Below are 16,005 nucleotides of genomic sequence, written 5' to 3'. Positions count from 1 at the left end.
GAGTCGTCAGATACCGAGCTGCCCGGCGAAGGCCGCCTGCTCCAAGCGGGTCTTGACCGCGCTGAGGAACCGGGCCGCGTCGGCGCCATCCACGATGCGGTGGTCGTACGACAGCGCGAGATAGACGTACGAGCGGATCGCGATCGCCTCCTGACCATCGACCTTCACCACGCCGGGACGCTTCACGACAGTGCCGGTGCCGAGGATGGCGGACTGCGGCAGGAAGACGACGGGGGTGTCGAACAGCGCGCCACGAGACCCGGTGTTGGTCAGCGTGAAGGTGCCGCCCGCGAGCTCGTCGGGCTTCAGCTTGTTGTTCCGGGTACGCGCCGCGAGATCCGCGATCTCATGGGCGATCTCGGCGATGTTCTTGCTGCCGGCGTCGCGCACCACGGGCGTGAGCAGGCCGCGCTCCGTGTCGACGGCGATCGACAGGTTCTCCGACGCCGGGTAGACGATCGATTCGCCGTCGACCGTGGCGTTGATGACGGGATGGGCCTGCAGCGCTTCCGCGGCGGCGAGGGCGAAGAACGGCAGGAACGACAGCTTGTCGCCGGTCTTCTCGAGGAACTCTGCCTTCACCTGATCGCGGTACGCGGCCAGCTTGGTCACGTCGACCTCGACGACGGTGGTCAGCTGAGCGGTCGACTGCATCGAGGCCACTGCCCGCTCGGCGAGGACCTTGCGAAGGCGCGACATCGGCTGGGTCGTTCCGCGCAACGGCGAGACCTCCACCTCGGGTGCGGCCTCGGCGGCTGCGCTCGGTGCGGACTCGGCGGGGCTCGCCGCAGCGGTGGCCGCCTTGAGGACGTCCTCCTTGCGGATACGACCCCCGACACCGGTGCCGGTCACCGAGGCCAGGTCGACTCCCTGCTGCTGGGCGAGGCGGCGCACCAGCGGTGTGACATAGGTCGGCGCGTCATCGTCGGAGGATGCCCCGGCCGGCGACGCCGTCTCGGGCTTTGCGGCGGCAGGCTGAGCGGCGGGCTTCTGCGCGGCAGGCGCCGGGGCGGGCTCCTGAGCGGGCTTCTCGCTGGCGGGTGCCGGCGCGGACGGCTCGGGGGCAGGGGCCTCCTGCGCGGGCGCAGCAGCGGGCGCAGCAGCGGGCGCAGCAGCGGGAGCAGGCTCGGCGGGTGCGGATTCTGCGGGAGCCTCTGCCGGGGCTGCGGGTGCGGGTGCTCCGTCGCCGATGCGGGCGAGCGGCGATCCGACGGCGACGGTCTCATCCTCCTGCACCAGGATCTGCTGCAGTGTTCCCGCGAAGGGCGACGGGATCTCGGTGTCGACCTTGTCGGTGGAGATCTCCAACAGCGGCTCGTCCTCGGCCACCTCGTCGCCGACCTGCTTGAGCCAGCGGGTCACGGTACCTTCGGTCACCGACTCGCCGAGCTCGGGGAGCACGACATCCTTGCCGGCGCCCGAACCCGCATCGTTCTGCGCGGGCTGCTCGGCGGGCTGCGGGGCTTCGGCGGGCGGAGCTGCTGCCTCGGCAGGTGCCGCCTCTTCGGCAGGTGCCTCCTCGGCAGGTGCCTCCTCGGCAGGTGCGGCCTCTTCCGCGGGTGCGGCCTGTTCCTCTGCGGGGGCGGGCGCGGACTGCCCGCCACCGGAGCCGTCGCCGATCTTGGCCAGCACGGCTCCGACCTCGACGGTCTCGTCCTCCTGGACGAGGATCTCCTCGATGACGCCGCTGACCGGCGAGGGGATCTCGGTGTCAACCTTGTCGGTCGAGATCTCGAGCAGTCCTTCGTCGGCCTCGACGGTGTCACCGACCTGCTTGAGCCAGCGGGTGACCGTTCCCTCGGTGACGCTCTCTCCGAGCGCGGGGAGGACCACGGAAGTGCTCATGGGGTTGTCTCCTTCAGGATGCCTGATGTTCGTCTAGCTTAGTGATGCTGATGGGTCGGATCGTCAGAGGGTGTGCAGCGGCTTGCCGGCGAGCGCCAGGAAGGCTTCACCCAGAGCTTCGCTCTGCGTGGGGTGCGCGTGGATGAACGGGGCGATGTCTTCGGGATGCGCTTCCCAGGCGACGGCGAGCTGGCCCTCGGAGATGAGTTCTCCGACGCGGTCCCCGACCATGTGCACGCCCAGGACGGGCCCGTCCGTGGCACGGACGACCTTCACGATCCCGCCCGTCCCGATGATCTCGCTCTTGCCGTTGCCGGCGAGGTTGTATTCGTAGGACACCACTGCGTCGGCGCCGTGACGTTCGATCGCGGCGGCCTCGGTCAGACCGACGGAGGCGACCTCGGGGCTGCTGTAGGTGACTTTCGGAATGAGCGCGTCCTCGACGACGACCGGCGCCCGTCCCGCGATCTCCTCGGCGACGAAGATGCCCTGCTGGAATCCGCGGTGGGCAAGTTGCAACCCGGGCACGATGTCGCCCACCGCCCAGACGTGCTCTGCCGTCGTGCGGAGCCGCTCGTCGACGCGGACGAACCCGCGCTCGAGTTCCACTCCGGCGCCTTCGAACCCGAGATCCGCAGTCAGGGGACCGCGCCCGACCGCGACGAGGAGGTAGTCCGCTTCGAGCCGGTCGCCGTTCTCGAGCTCGACGACGACGCCGCTGTCGGACTGCGACGCCGACGCGAAGCGCACGCCCAGGGACGAGGAGATCGCGCGACGGCGGAAGGCCCGCTCCAGGGCCTTGCTGCTGGCGATGTCCTCAGCCGGAACGAGATGCGGCAGCGCCTCGACGATGGTCACGTCGACGCCGAAGGATCGCCAGACACTGGCGAACTCGACGCCGATGACACCCCCGCCGAGGATGACGACCGACCTCGGCACCTCGTCGAGGGCGAGGGCCTGCTCACTGGCGAGGATGCGCCCGCCGATCTCGAGGCCAGGCAGGGTGCGGCTGTATGAGCCTGTTGCGAGGACGACATCCGTGCCGAGATAGCGGTCCTCGCCGACGCGCACCGCCGGTCCGGGCTCGAGCCGGCCCTCGCCTCGGACGACGGTGATCTTGCGCGCCTGGATGAGACCTTCGAGGCCCTTGTGCTTCTTGGCGACGATGTTCTCGCGATACGCGCGGAGTGCTGCCGGGTCGACGCCCTCGAACGATGCGCGGATGCCCACCGCTCCTGCTCCGCGCGCGCCGTCCGCCACTTCCGCAGCGTGCAGGAGCGCCTTCGTCGGGATGCATCCGCGGTGGAGGCAGGTTCCGCCGAGCTTGTCCTTCTCGACCAGGGCGACGGTGCGACCGAGTTCGGCCGCACGCAGAGCCGCGGCATAGCCGCCGCTCCCACCGCCGAGGACGACGAGATCGAAGGTGTGGTCGGTCATCGGGTCACCTCGCCCGCGACGAACCTGATGAGGGCGCGCACCGTCGCGGCGGTGGGCCCCTTGTCGGTGAATCCGAACGGCGCTCCCTTGTGCATGCCGCTACCGGCGATGTCCAGATGCACCCAGGGGATGCGCGGGGCGTCGGGCTGGTCCTCCACCCGGCCCACGAAATGCCGCAGGAACAGACCGGCGAACAGCGACCCGCCCGCCGGATCGCCGATCTTGGCGTTCTGCAGGTCTGCGATGGGGGAGTCGAGCTCGTCGACCATATGCGCCGGAAGAGGAAGCTGCCAGGCGAGCTCGCCCGCCTCGGCGGAGGCGGCGAGGTACTCCGTGACGGCCCCGTTGTCGCCCATGACTCCGGTGTGGCGATTGCCGAGCGCCACCGTGATGGCGCCCGTGAGGGTCGCCACGTCGACGATCACGTCCGGCTTCTCGCGGCTCGCAGCCACCAGGCCGTCGGCGAGGACGAGCCGGCCCTCGGCATCCGTGTTGAGCACCTCGACCGTGGTCCCGTCGAGCATCCGCAGCACATCGCCGGGGCGCGTCGCGCGCCCGGACGGCATGTTGTCGGCCAGGCACAGCCACGCGGTCACCTTCACGTCCGCCTCGACCTTGGCCACGGCGCGGAGCACGGCGAGCACGGTGGCCGCGCCGCACATGTCGTATTTCATGCCGACCATCGAAGCCGGGGGCTTGAGCGACAGGCCGCCGGTGTCGAAGGTGATGCCCTTGCCCACCAGGGCGACGTGGCGGGTCGCCTGCGCAGGTGCGTACTCGAGTCGCACCAGGCGGGGCGGACGATCGGACCCCTGACCCACGCCGAGGATCCCGCCGTAGCCGCCCGCGCGCAACGCCTCCTCATCGAGGATCTCGACGGTGACCGCGAGGCCCGAGACCTCTTCCTCGGCACGCGCTGCGAGGTCTGCCGGCCCCAGCCACTCGGCCGGGATCGCCACGAGATCCTTCACGAGCGCCACGGCCTCCGCCTCCGCGTGCACCGCGGCGAGAGCCTCGTCGTCGGCCGGCGCGTCGCCGTGGATGATCACGGTGGCGGCACGGGACTTTGGCGCCTCGGTCTTGTAGCCGTCGAACCGGTAGCCGCCCAGAGCGGCGCCCTCGGCGGCGGCGCGCCACGCGTGCGGCCCGGCGAACGGGGCGCCGACGGCGACCGTGGCGTACCCCGTGAGGGAGCGGATGCCGGCTCCGACGGCTTCCCTGATCGCAGCGTCGTCCGGTGCGCCGCCGGTGCCCACGACGGCCAGGGGGCGGGTCGTCGCCTCCGGGGCGAACGTCCGCTGGAAGGAGCCTGGGGCGCCCGTGAAGCCGGTGGCTTCGAGTGCCTCGCGCAGACCCGGCCAATCGGCGAGGACGGCGTCGTCCGCGTCGGTGAGCGGGGGGAGGGCGAGGAGGATCGCGTCGGCTTCGGACTCTCGGATGGGGTCGGTGCGGTATTCGAGGTCGGGGAACGACATGGCTCCCATCCTAGGGAGGGGATTGTTCGCTGTGAGCGGGACGCGGCCGCATCCGGCGGGTCGAACCGGCTCGTAGCATGGCCACATGCCCTTTTCCGGATCGATCCTCGAGCGCGTGGCGTCCGCCCCGCCGGTCCCGCGCGGCCTGCCGCTCGTGATCGCGTTGACCGGCTTCACCGACGCCGGCAGCGCCGTGAGCCGCGTCGTGCAGTACCTTCGCGACGAGACCGGTCCGACGCCGCTGGTCGTCTTCGCGAACGACGTGCTCCTGGACTACCGGGCGCGCCGCCCCGTGATCTCCTTCGACGCGGATCACCTCACCGATTACCGCCCGGCTCGGCTCGAGCTCTCCCTCGCGCACGACACGCTGGGCCAGCCGTTCCTCCTTCTCGCCGGTTACGAGCCCGACTTCGCCTGGGACGCCTTCACACTCGCGGTGACCGAACTGTGCGATGAACTCGCCGCGAGCACCGTGACGTGGGTGCACGCGATACCGATGCCCGTGCCCCACACCCGGCCGCTCGGCACGACCGTGAGCGGCACCAGAGCCGACCTCACTGCCGCGCACTCGGTCTGGAAGCCGCAGACCCAGGTGCCCGCCACGGCGGGGCATCTGCTCGAGTACCGGCTCGCCGAGGCAGGTGTCGCGGTGGCGGGCTTCGTCATCCTCGTTCCCCACTACCTCGGCGACACGGAGTATCCGGCCGCCGCCCTGGCCGCCCTGGACAGCCTCACCGTGGCGACGGGTCTGGTCTTCGCCGGTGACGCGCTGCGCGACGAGAACCGGGACTACCTCGAGAAGGTGGACGAGCAGGTGACCGGCAGTGAAGAGCTCTCGCGCATGGTGCAGGCTCTGGAGGAGCGTTACGACGCCTACATGGCCGGATCCACGAACGCGACGCCGATGATCCACACCGGCGATCTGCCCAGCGCCGAGGAACTCGCCGCCGAACTCGAGCGCTTCCTCGCCACGCGCCCAGCGGACGAGGACAAGCGCGGATCCTGAATCGGAGGAATGTGCCGGGTCCTCGACGCGTTGGGACACAGCGACAGAGATGCCGCGCCGGCCGGGGGAGTGCCGCGCGGCGAGTGTGAGACAATAGACGCTCCGACCCGTTGTCAACCCGTTCCGCCGTGCTCTGCGCGGCCTCCGGACTTGACAAGGGTCTTACTAGTGTCCGAGATCTACCGGTGGGAGTGCTTTCGGCACCCGGCGGTGAAAGGCGAAACGTGACTCCAGGCACGAACACCAAGGCCCGTGCGGCCGCGGCGGCGAAGGACACCGACGCGGAGACGGTCGAGCCGACCGATACCGCCGCCCCCGCGACCAAGAAGGCGGCGGCCAAGAAGCCGGCCGCCAAGAAGCCCGCCGCGACGCGCGCGAAGGCTGCGCCCAAGACCGCCGCGAAGAAGCGCACCTCCGACGATGACACGGACGAGATCGACGATGATGTCGAGATCGACGCCGCCGAGGACACCGCCGATGAGGCGGATGCGTCCGATGAGACGCCCGCCGACAAGACAGACGGCAAGCCCACGGCCGACGCCGACTCGGACGACGACGAGGAGAGCACCAAGCCGGTGTTCACCGAGCCGCTTCCGACGGGCGCCATCGTGCTGTCCTCGAGCGACGAGGACGACGTTCCGGTCTACTCGACCCAGATCACCGGCGCGACGGCCGACCCCGTCAAGGACTACCTGAAGCAGATCGGCAAGGTTCCCCTGCTGAATGCGGCCGAAGAGGTCGAGCTCGCCATGCGCATCGAGGCCGGTCTCTTCGCCGAGGAGAAGCTCTCGCACATGTCCGCTGCCGAGAAGTCCAGCCAACTGGGCCTGGACCTGCAGTGGGTCGCGCGCGACGGGCAGCGGGCGAAGAGCCACCTGCTGGGGGCGAACCTGCGTCTCGTGGTGTCGCTGGCCAAGCGGTACACCGGGCGTGGGATGCAGTTCCTGGATCTGATCCAGGAAGGCAACCTGGGTCTCATCCGCGCGGTGGAGAAGTTCGACTACACCAAGGGCTTCAAGTTCTCGACGTATGCCACGTGGTGGATTCGGCAGGCCATCACCCGCGCCATGGCAGACCAGGCCCGGACCATCCGCATCCCGGTGCACATGGTCGAGGTCATCAACAAGCTCGCCCGCGTCCAGCGGCAGATGCTCCAGGACCTGGGACGCGAGCCCACCCCCGAAGAACTCAGCCGTGAGCTCGACATGACACCCGAGAAGGTCATCGAGGTCCAGAAGTACGGCCGCGAGCCCATCTCCCTGCACACGCCGCTCGGTGAGGACGGCGACAGCGAGTTCGGCGACCTCATCGAGGACACCGAGGCGGTCGTTCCCGCCGACGCGGTCGGGTTCACGATGCTGCAGCGTCAGCTCGAGTCGCTGCTGGACTCGCTGTCGGAGCGCGAGGCGGGCGTGATCCGCATGCGATTCGGCCTCGGCGACGGACAGCCCAAGACGCTGGATCAGATCGGCGACACCTTCGGCGTGACCCGTGAGCGGATCCGTCAGATCGAGTCGAAGACCATGGCGAAGCTGCGGCACCCCAGCCGGTCGCAGTCGCTGCGGGACTACCTCGAGTGAGCGCCGAAGCAAACGCCGGCAAGGCGCTCACGGTCGAGGTCGACGGCACCTCGTACTCGCGGATCCCGATCCGCACCCGCGTGGTGCTGCCAGGGGACGATCTGGACGCGTTCATCCGCGAGTACGTCGGCGACAGCCTGCGGCCCGGGGATCTGCTCTTCGTGACCGAGAAGATCGTGGCCATCACGCAGGGGCGCTCGTACCTCGTGGAGGAGATCACGCCGCGCCGGCTGGCGCTCTTCCTCTCGAAGTACGTCACGCGCACGCCGTACGGCATCGGTCTCGGCATGCCGGAGACGATGGAGATGGCGCTGCGCGAGTGCGGCACCCCGCGCATCCTCCTGGCCGCTGCGGTGTCGGCCGTCACGAAGGCCTTCGGCCGCAAGGGCGACTTCTATCGCATCGCCGGCGACAAAGCCCGCGCGATCGACGGCCCGACCAGCGGTACGATCCCTCCCTACAACAAGGCCGTCGTGCTGGGTCCGGAGCGACCCGACGAGGTCGCGAAGCACCTCAAGGCGCTGCTGGGCGGCGCCGCCGAGGTCGCGGTGGTCGACATCAACGACCTCGGTGGGAACATCCTGGGGTCGACGGTGGACCGTGCAACGGAGAAGCGGCTGGTGACGATCCTGAAGGACAACCCTCTGGGGCAGGGCCACGAGTCCACGCCGCTCGGCATCATCCGCGCCGCCTGAGCGGTCGCCCCCTGATGAATCTCGCGCGCGCGAGCAGCCTCATCGCCGCCGGCACCCTGGTGTCGCGGCTCACGGGGCTCGTGCGCACCATCGTGCTGGTCAGTGCGATCGGTGCGATCGGAGCGGCCAGCGACGCTTTCGGCGTCGCCAACCAGCTACCGAACACGGTCCTGACCCTCATCTCCACGGGTCTGCTCACCGGTGTCATCGTGCCCCGCGTCGTGGCCGTCAGCGCTCAGGCGGACGAAGGCCGTGCCTTCCTGCCGAAACTGCTGACCGTGGGCGCGACGATCCTCCTGACCGCGACGGCGGTGTCGATGCTTCTCGCCCCGGCGCTGATCTGGGTCTTCGCCGGGACCTTCAGCGAAGCGCAGCGGGCGCTGGCCACCGCCTTCGCCTACTGGTGTCTGCCGCAGATCTTCTTCTACGGCATGTTCGCCCTCATGGGCGAGAGCCTCAACGCACGCCGGATGTTCACGCCGTACGCGTGGGCCCCGGTCGTGAACAACCTCGTCTCGATCGCGGGGTTCGCGGCCTTCATCGCCATCTACGGCAGTGACCGCAATCAGCTCGACGGGTGGGGGCCCGAGATGATCGCCCTCGTGGGCGGAACGGCCACGCTGGGAATCGTGGCCCAGACGGTCGTGCTGACGATCGCCTGGCGCCGGTCGGGTATTCCGCTGCGGCCCGACTTCCGCTGGCGCGGCGCCGGATTCGGCGACATGGGCGGCCTCGCCACCTGGACGTTCGGAATGGTCCTGGTGACCCTCGGCGCAGGCATCGTGCAGCAGCGCACGATCGCGGTGGCCTCGGGTGACAACGCCTCCGTCGCGGTCTGGCAGAACGCGTGGCTGGTGTACATGGTGCCGTACGCGCTGATCGTCCTCTCCATCGGCACCCCGTACTTCACCCGCATCGCCGAGCACGCCGCGGCGGCACGCCACCGCGAGGTGCGCGACGACATCGGCGCCGCGATCCGCACGCTGGGGCTGTTCGTGGTGATCGCGGCTGCGGCGCTCATCGCGGCTGCCGCACCGGCTTCACGCATCTTCACGAACCAGGCGTCGGATGCCGAGCTCGCCGCCCCGGTTCTCGTGGCGTTCCTGCTGTCGCTGACGCCTATGGCGGTCCTGTTCATCGTGCAGCGCACGTTCTATGCGTACGGCGACACCCGGACGCCGTTCTGGTTCACCCTCGTCCAGGGCGTTCTCGTCGTCGCGCTGACGCTGGTCGCGGCCCTGGTGCCGCGGGAGTACCTCACCGCGGCGGTGGCGGCGGCGCAGACGCTGTGCGGCGTGATCGAGCTGATGCTGGCGGTCTGGCTGCTGCGCCGCAAGATCGGGCCGCTGGGGCTGCGCGGGCCGCTGCTCGGCCTGGTCCGGTTCACCATGGCCGCGATCCCCAGCGGCGTCGTCGGCTACGGCGTGTATCTGTGGGCCGGTGGGCCCGAGGGGTGGATGCTGCAGGACAAGCTGTTCGGCGCCCTGGGCACGTTCCTCATCTGCGCGGCCAGCGGTGCCGTCTATCTCGCCCTGCTGGCGGTGGTGCGCACGCCGGAGCTGTCGTCGGCGGTCGCGCTCGTGCGCGCCAAGCTGTCGCGTTAGCGACGGTCGAGCACTCCCGAGCCGACGGCGTCCCGGTAGCGCGCGAGCAGCCCGGTGCGCACACCCGACACGCTCGGCTTCATCTGGAAGACGCTCGAGTTGTGATTCGCCTCGATGAGCGCGGGGCCGGTGGGGGTGATGGCCACATCCCATCCGACGTAGGGGACGGTGGGCAGGCGTCGCGACGCCGCCTCGACCATCGCCAGAGCCTCGGCGAACAGGGGCACCTCGAACCCCGCGATGGGCACGTCGGTGACAGGATGCCGGGGGAAGACGTTCGAGTTCTTGTCGACCCCCGCCCAGCGTGCCACTCCGCGGTCGTCGAGCATGGTGAACATGCCGCCGCCGGCGAAGTTGTCGACCACACCGCCGTTGCCGATGCGCAGCACCGAGGCGATGACGTGGAACCGCTCGTCGGGCGCGCGGTAGGTGATGATGCGCAGGGTGTTCACGCTCCCGGCGTACAGCTGCGACATGCGCTCGTGCTGGGGCAGAAGCTCTTCGACGAGCGTCCGGTCCTCCGAGACGAGAAGTTCCCGCCATGCGGCCGGGTCGGAGATGTCGGCCGCCTCGAAGGTCGTGATCCCACGGCCGCCTTCGCCCCGCGCCGGTTTGACGAGGACGCGCGGGTGCCGTGCGAGGAAGGCGGTGATCTGATCGTCGTCGGCGTCGGCCACATCCAGCCAGTCCCGCCCGATCATGTCCGCGAAATCGCGGTAGAACTTGGGTTTGTCGCCGAGTAGTGCCGCGGAATCGGGGCCGTTCAGGGTGTTGTTGAGGCGGATGGCCTTGGGATGCGTCATCCACGTACGGCGCTCGCGCCCGTTCAGCAGGCGGATGTCCCACACCGCGTAGTCCCGGAAGCCCATTTCGTATCGCACCGAACACCAGAGCATGTCGGCCACGATCACCGGGAGAGGTGCCTTGGACACCTTCTTGACCTGGCGGGCGAACTCCGTCACGTTCGACGGCTTCAGCCGCCGGGCCCGCTGCAGCAGGTAGCGCACGCGCAGGGAGCTCTGTGACACGGCTTCACGCTAACACAGGGGCTTCCGCGTGTGCGGGCGCCGGGGTGGGACAGCTCGTCCTCGTATAATCGGTCGTCTATGGGCATCTCTCTGAAAGCGCGCGCCGGCTATTTCCTGAAGCGCGCCACGGCCTTCCGTCCCGCCCGGGTGTGGGGTTTCGCCCGCCAGATCTCGGACGAGACGGGCAAGTGGGCGGTGCCGGTCTTCGTCGACATGCTGTGGTCCGCCGCCTTCCGCGACACCGCCTACATCGACTACTACGAAGCGGATTTCGCGCTGCTGACCCGCAAAGAGCGGCGAACCTTCATGACCTCTCTCGTGCAGCATCACCTGGCTACCGCGGTCAACGACCGCGAGGTCGCGAAGACGCTCGAGGACAAGCTGAACTTCAACCGCGCGTTCGGGGAGTTCCTCGGCCGCGAGTGGATGCAGGTCGACGACGCCGACGCGGCTGCCCTCCAGGAATTCGCCCGCCGGCATCCCGTGATCATCGCGAAGGTGCCGGTCAGTCGCGAGGGGAAGGGCGTGTTCCGTTACGACACGGCCGAGGTCGACGACTGGGATGCCTTCCGCAGCGAGCTCATCGAGAAGGGCCAGATCCTCGTCGAGCAGCCGATCGCTCAGCACCCCTACCTGTCGTCCTACTGCGCCGGGACAGTCAACACCACCCGTATCACCACGTACTTCGACGGTGAGAAGGTGCACCCGCTGGTCATGGTGCAGAAGTTCGGCCGCGGCGCGGTGAGCGATCAGTTCACCTGGGGCGGCTTCTTCACGATGCTGGACGACGCCGGGCACTCGGTGGGGCCGGGACACACCGGCAAGCACAAGAGCCGCTATCTCGAGCACCCGGATTCGCACGCGTCGATCGTGGACTTCCAGGTGCCGTTGTGGGACGAGGTGATCGCGCTGGTCGATCGTGCCGCGCGGCGCATCCCCCAGGTTCCGTACATCGGCTGGGACGTGGCGGTGGGGCCCGACGGCCCGGTTCTGATCGAAGGCAACTGGATCCCCGGACTCTACGAGACGCGCGTGAGCGCGACCGGCATCCGTGAGGGCACGCGCCCGCGCCATGAGCGCGTCATGGGAGACGCCCTCCGCTGATGAGCGTCCGCGTCAGCGTGTCGCAGGCCGCGCTGCGTGCGAATCTCTCCGGATCCGACCAGGGGAGCGTCCTCGATCTGCGGGCGGACGCCTGGGGTCACGGGCTGCGCGTCGTGGCCGAAGCCGTGCGCGCCGAGACCTCGGCGACGGCTCTGGTCGACCCCCACGCCGCCGCGAGCGTGATCGACGCGGGTTTCCCTGCGGATCGCATCGTCACCTCGGCCGGGCCGACGGTTCCGGGCGAGCAACTCTATGGTCTCGACGGCCCGGGAGTCCCCGTCATGCGCCTGAACGGCGGGGTGATCAGCAGCAAGGAGCTGAAGGCGGGGGAGGGCGTGTCCTACGGATACCGGTATCGAGCGACACGGGACACCCGCATCGCTCTGGTGTCGGGCGGTTACGCCGACGGAGTCGTCAGGGGCCTCGGCGGCCGCATAGCGGTGACCATCGGCGACGCGCGGTGTCCGGTCCTCGGACGTGTCGCGATGGATGTGTGCGTCGTCGAGATCGGTGACGCCGACGTTCGCCGAGGGGACGTGGTCTGGTACTTCGGCGACCCCGCCGAAGGGCACCCCCCGGTCGCGGAGTGGGCCGCCCACACGGGTGCGAGCGCGGCGGAGATCGTCGCCACCGTCGGCCGACTCGCCGGCCGCGCACCGGGCGTGCCGAGGAGCGATCCGTGACCGCCGCCCTCGAGATCGACCTCGCCGCCTTCGACGCGAACATCGCAGCAGTTCAGGCGCGCGTGTCGCCGGCGGAGCCGATGCTGGTCGTCAAGGACGACGCCTACGGCCACGGAGCCGTACCGCTCGTGCGACGCGCCGTCGCCGCAGGCATCCGATGGATCGGCGCCTACGACATCGAGACCGCCCGCGCCGTCCGCGCAGCCGTCGGCGGTCGGGTGCGGATCTTCGTGTGGACGTTTCCCTCCGTGGATGAGGTCGCAGCGGCCGTCGACCTCCATCTGGATCTCGGGATCGGGGACCGTGAGGTCCTGGAGGACGTCGCGCGGGTCGGCGCCGAGCGTTCCGCCCGCGTTCACCTCAAGATCGACACCGGCCTTCACCGCAACGGCTTCCGGCCCGAGGACTGGCCTGCCGCCGTGCGCCAAGCCAGGCAGCTCGAACTCGACGGCACCGCTCGGGTCGTCGGCATCTGGAGCCACATCGCCGAGGCGTCCGACGCCGACGACGATGCCGCCCGCGCCGTCTTCGATCTCGCTCGGCGCGAGGCGGTCGAGGCCGGGCTCGGGCCGAGCATCCACCATCTCGCCGCCAGTGCGGCATCCTTCGCGCGCCGCGCCTTCCGCTACGACCTCGTGCGCGTGGGGGCGTACGCCTACGGTGTGGCACCGGCGGGAGGGCCATCGGGCGCCGACCTGGGGCTTGTCCCGATCGCTCGTCTTATCGCAACCGTCACCGCCATCGCACGCGACGAGGTCGTGGTGGACACAGGGGCGTTCGACGGGCTGTTCTCGACACTTGCGGGCCGCACATCGGTCGGAACGCCGGCCGGTCCGCGGGCACTCCTGCGGGTGGGCCACACCGAGAGTGCGGTGGCCGCGTGGCCGGGCGCCGCCATCGGCGACACCGTCGTGATCTACGGCCCGGGCACGCGCGGAGAGCCCACAGCGACCGGTCTGGCCGAACTCATCGACACGATCGGCGAGGAGATCGTCACGAGAGTGTCGCCGGATCTGCCGCGGCGCTACGTCGAAGGACGCGCCTGATCGGAGCCGAAGCCCCGGTGTGCTCAGTCGGCGTCGTGCAGGCGAGACGTCTCGTCGTGCCAGGAAGTCGCGATGGTACGCAGCTTTTCTTCGTACTTGCGGCCGTGATGAGCGCAGAAGAGCAGTTCGCTGCCGTTGACCTCGGCGGCGATGTAGGCCTGTGCGCCGCAGGAGTCGCACCGATCCGCGGCGTTCAGACGGTACTCGAGGACGGCGGCGGGCTCGGTGGGTGTCGATAGCGTGTTCATCTCGGTGCCTCCTCGGTCGCGAATCGCTCGGGTCGTGCTGATTCATGACATACAACCACGCGTTTGTTTCGAGAATGCCGCGATCGGGTCACAGTTCGCTGACCGCGTACGACGGCCCTCGAGCGCCGTGTTCGTGCGGGGGTCCCATGGCGTGCGCGGATACGCTTGAGGATTGTGACCGTCGAATACTCCGCCCACCACCTCCAGGTGCTCGAGGGACTGGAGGCGGTCCGCAAGCGTCCCGGGATGTACATCGGTTCCACCGACTCCCGCGGGCTCATGCACTGCCTGTGGGAGATCATCGACAACTCGGTGGACGAGGCCCTTGGCGGCCACGGCGACCGCATCGACATCGTTCTGCACCCCGACGGCAGCGTCGAGGTGCGCGACCGTGCACGCGGCATCCCCGTCGACATCGAACCGCGCACCGGACTGTCCGGGGTCGAGGTCGTCTTCACGAAGCTCCACGCCGGTGGCAAGTTCGGGGGCGGATCGTACGCCGCATCGGGCGGATTGCACGGGGTCGGCGCGTCGGTCGTCAACGCCCTGTCGGAGCGACTCGACGTCGAGGTGGACCGCGGCGGCAAGACCTGGGCGATGTCCTTCCACCGCGGTGAGCCCGGGATCTTCGAAGGACCGACACCGGACTCGACCTTCCGTCCGTTCGAGCGCAGCAGTGAGCTCCGCATAGCCGGCAAGGCTCCGCGGGGCGCGACCGGGACGCGCATCCGGTACTGGGCGGACCGCCAGATCTTCACCAAGGATGCCGCGTTCCATCTGCAGGAGCTCGAGCAGCGTGCCCGCCAGACCGCTTTCCTCGTCCCCGGGCTCGAGATCGTCATCCGCGACGAGCGGACCGACGAGCCCGTCGAGACGAGCTACCGGTACGAGGGCGGAATCTCGGAGTTCGCGGAGTTCCTCGCCCCCGACGCACCCGTGACGGACACCTGGCGGCTCAGCGGCTCGGGCACCTTCACCGAGACCGTTCCCGTGCTGCAGCCGACCGGCGCCATGGTGCCGACCGACCTGGAGCGCGAGTGCCACGTCGACATCGCCGTGCGGTGGGGGACGGGATACGACACCGTCAGCCGCTCCTTCGTCAACATCATCGCCACGCCCAAGGGCGGCACGCATCAGCAGGGGTTCGAACAGGCTCTGATGAAGGTGCTCCGATCCCAGGTGGAGCAGAACTCGCGACGACTCAAGGTGGGCAACGACAAGCTCGAGAAGGACGACATCCTCGCCGGACTGACGGTGGTGCTGACGGTGCGGGTCCCCGAACCTCAGTTCGAGGGCCAGACGAAAGAGGTGCTCGGCACCCCCGCGGTGCGCCAGATCGTCGCCAACGTCGTCACCCGGGAGCTGACCGCGCGGCTGACCTCGACCAAGCGGGACGACAAGTCCCAGGCCGCCCAGCTCCTGGACAAGGTCGTCGCGGAGATGAAGTCGCGCATCTCGGCACGCGCTCACAAAGAGACCCAGCGTCGCAAGAACGCGCTGGAGTCTTCGTCCCTGCCCGCCAAGCTCGTGGACTGCCGCTCGAACGACGTGGGGGAATCCGAGCTGTTCATCGTCGAGGGTGACTCGGCACTGGGCACCGCCAAGCTCGCGCGCAACAGCGAGTACCAGGCGCTGCTGCCCATTCGGGGGAAGATCCTCAACGTGCAGAAGGCCTCGGTGAGCGACATGCTCTCCAACGCCGAGTGCGCCTCCATCATCCAGGTGATCGGCGCCGGATCGGGTCGCTCGTTCGACCTCGGCGCGGCCCGCTATGGCAAGGTCATCCTGATGAGCGACGCCGACGTCGACGGCGCCCACATCCGCACGCTGCTGCTCACCCTCTTCTTCCGGTACATGCGTCCGCTCATCGAAGACGGACGCGTCTTCGCCGCGGTGCCGCCGCTGCACCGGGTCATCATCCAGAACCCCGGTTCGAAGCCGAACGAGACGGTGTACACGTACAACGAGGCCCAGCTCCACGCGCTCCTGGCCAAGCTGACCAAGTCCGGTCGGCGCTGGCACGAGCCCATCCAGCGCTACAAGGGCCTGGGCGAGATGGATGCCGAGCAGCTGGCGACCACGACGATGGACCGCGCCGGCCGGACCCTCCGCCGGGTCCGGGTCGCCGACGCCGAAGCCGCGACCGGTGTCTTCGAACTCCTGATGGGGAACGACGTCGCTCCCCGGCGGGAGTTCATCATCGACGCGTCCGATCGTCTCGCACGCGAGCGCATCGACGTCTGACGTCGTCGGG

13 protein-coding genes are annotated in these 16,005 nt (G+C 69.3%); 8 read left to right on the top strand and 5 right to left on the bottom strand.

Annotated features, from left to right (window positions below):
* Nucleotides 1–6 precede the first annotated feature (6 nt).
* The 3 genes from sucB to NFR93_RS02280 form a co-directional block, all read right to left on the bottom strand.
* Nucleotides 7–1,845 carry a 2-oxoglutarate dehydrogenase, E2 component, dihydrolipoamide succinyltransferase gene (gene sucB, locus NFR93_RS02290; protein ID WP_251449708.1) on the bottom strand — a complete coding sequence of 613 codons (1,839 nt, stop codon included), beginning with the start codon at nucleotides 1,843–1,845 and terminating at the stop codon, nucleotides 7–9.
* Nucleotides 1,846–1,908: 63 nt separating this feature from the next.
* Nucleotides 1,909–3,282 (bottom strand): dihydrolipoyl dehydrogenase, encoded by a 1,374-nt coding sequence (gene lpdA / locus NFR93_RS02285; protein ID WP_251449707.1) that lies wholly within the window; start codon nucleotides 3,280–3,282, stop codon nucleotides 1,909–1,911.
* Nucleotides 3,279–4,757, bottom strand: a complete 1,479-nt coding sequence (locus NFR93_RS02280; protein WP_251449706.1) for a leucyl aminopeptidase — start codon at nucleotides 4,755–4,757, stop codon at nucleotides 3,279–3,281. The genes lpdA and NFR93_RS02280 overlap by 4 nt, the downstream gene beginning before the upstream one ends.
* An 85-nt stretch (nucleotides 4,758–4,842) precedes the next feature.
* On the opposite strand from NFR93_RS02280, the gene NFR93_RS02275 reads away from it, so the two are divergent.
* The 4 genes from NFR93_RS02275 (at nucleotide 4,843) to murJ (ending at nucleotide 9,642) form a co-directional block, all read left to right on the top strand.
* The gene (locus NFR93_RS02275) at nucleotides 4,843–5,763 is read left to right on the top strand and encodes a proteasome assembly chaperone family protein (protein WP_251449705.1); all 921 of its coding nucleotides are present in this window, start codon (nucleotides 4,843–4,845) and stop codon (nucleotides 5,761–5,763) included.
* Nucleotides 5,764–5,987: 224 nt separating this feature from the next.
* On the top strand, nucleotides 5,988–7,343 hold the full coding sequence (locus tag NFR93_RS02270; protein WP_251449704.1) for an RNA polymerase sigma factor: 1,356 nt from the start codon (nucleotides 5,988–5,990) through the stop codon (nucleotides 7,341–7,343).
* Nucleotides 7,340–8,038, top strand: coding sequence for a coenzyme F420-0:L-glutamate ligase (locus NFR93_RS02265; RefSeq protein ID WP_251449703.1), 699 nt, complete (start codon nucleotides 7,340–7,342; stop codon nucleotides 8,036–8,038). Before NFR93_RS02270 ends, NFR93_RS02265 begins: the two co-directional genes overlap by 4 nt.
* A gap of 14 nt (nucleotides 8,039–8,052) precedes the next feature.
* Complete coding sequence (gene murJ, locus NFR93_RS02260) at nucleotides 8,053–9,642, top strand: murein biosynthesis integral membrane protein MurJ (protein ID WP_251449702.1); 1,590 nt, start codon at nucleotides 8,053–8,055, stop codon at nucleotides 9,640–9,642.
* Here murJ and NFR93_RS02255 read toward each other — a convergent pair.
* Nucleotides 9,639–10,670: a sugar-transfer associated ATP-grasp domain-containing protein gene (locus tag NFR93_RS02255; protein WP_251449701.1), complete on the bottom strand. Its 1,032-nt coding sequence runs from the start codon at nucleotides 10,668–10,670 to the stop codon at nucleotides 9,639–9,641. The genes murJ and NFR93_RS02255 overlap by 4 nt on opposite strands.
* A gap of 78 nt (nucleotides 10,671–10,748) precedes the next feature.
* On the opposite strand from NFR93_RS02255, the gene NFR93_RS02250 reads away from it, so the two are divergent.
* From NFR93_RS02250 to NFR93_RS02240, 3 genes are read left to right on the top strand one after another with little or no spacing between them, the layout of a single operon-like run.
* The gene (locus tag NFR93_RS02250; protein ID WP_251449700.1) at nucleotides 10,749–11,774 is read left to right on the top strand and encodes a sugar-transfer associated ATP-grasp domain-containing protein; all 1,026 of its coding nucleotides are present in this window, start codon (nucleotides 10,749–10,751) and stop codon (nucleotides 11,772–11,774) included.
* The gene (locus NFR93_RS02245) at nucleotides 11,774–12,457 is read left to right on the top strand and encodes an alanine racemase C-terminal domain-containing protein (protein ID WP_251449699.1); all 684 of its coding nucleotides are present in this window, start codon (nucleotides 11,774–11,776) and stop codon (nucleotides 12,455–12,457) included. Before NFR93_RS02250 ends, NFR93_RS02245 begins: the two co-directional genes overlap by 1 nt.
* Nucleotides 12,454–13,503, top strand: a complete 1,050-nt coding sequence (locus NFR93_RS02240) for an alanine racemase (protein ID WP_251449698.1) — start codon at nucleotides 12,454–12,456, stop codon at nucleotides 13,501–13,503. The genes NFR93_RS02245 and NFR93_RS02240 overlap by 4 nt, the downstream gene beginning before the upstream one ends.
* A gap of 23 nt (nucleotides 13,504–13,526) precedes the next feature.
* Here NFR93_RS02240 and NFR93_RS02235 read toward each other — a convergent pair whose 3' ends face one another.
* Nucleotides 13,527–13,751: a DUF7455 domain-containing protein gene (locus tag NFR93_RS02235; protein WP_251449697.1), complete on the bottom strand. Its 225-nt coding sequence runs from the start codon at nucleotides 13,749–13,751 to the stop codon at nucleotides 13,527–13,529.
* Between the two features lie 174 nt (nucleotides 13,752–13,925).
* Here NFR93_RS02235 and NFR93_RS02230 point away from each other — a divergent pair, with 174 nt between their 5' ends.
* Nucleotides 13,926–15,995 (top strand): DNA gyrase/topoisomerase IV subunit B, encoded by a 2,070-nt coding sequence (locus NFR93_RS02230; RefSeq protein ID WP_502846246.1) that lies wholly within the window; start codon nucleotides 13,926–13,928, stop codon nucleotides 15,993–15,995.
* Nucleotides 15,996–16,005: the final 10 nt, after the last annotated feature.

Source organism: Microbacterium sp. Marseille-Q6648 (assembly GCF_943181415.1).
Classification (GTDB): domain Bacteria; phylum Actinomycetota; class Actinomycetes; order Actinomycetales; family Microbacteriaceae; genus Microbacterium.
This window is presented reverse-complemented; position numbering and strand designations above follow the sequence as displayed.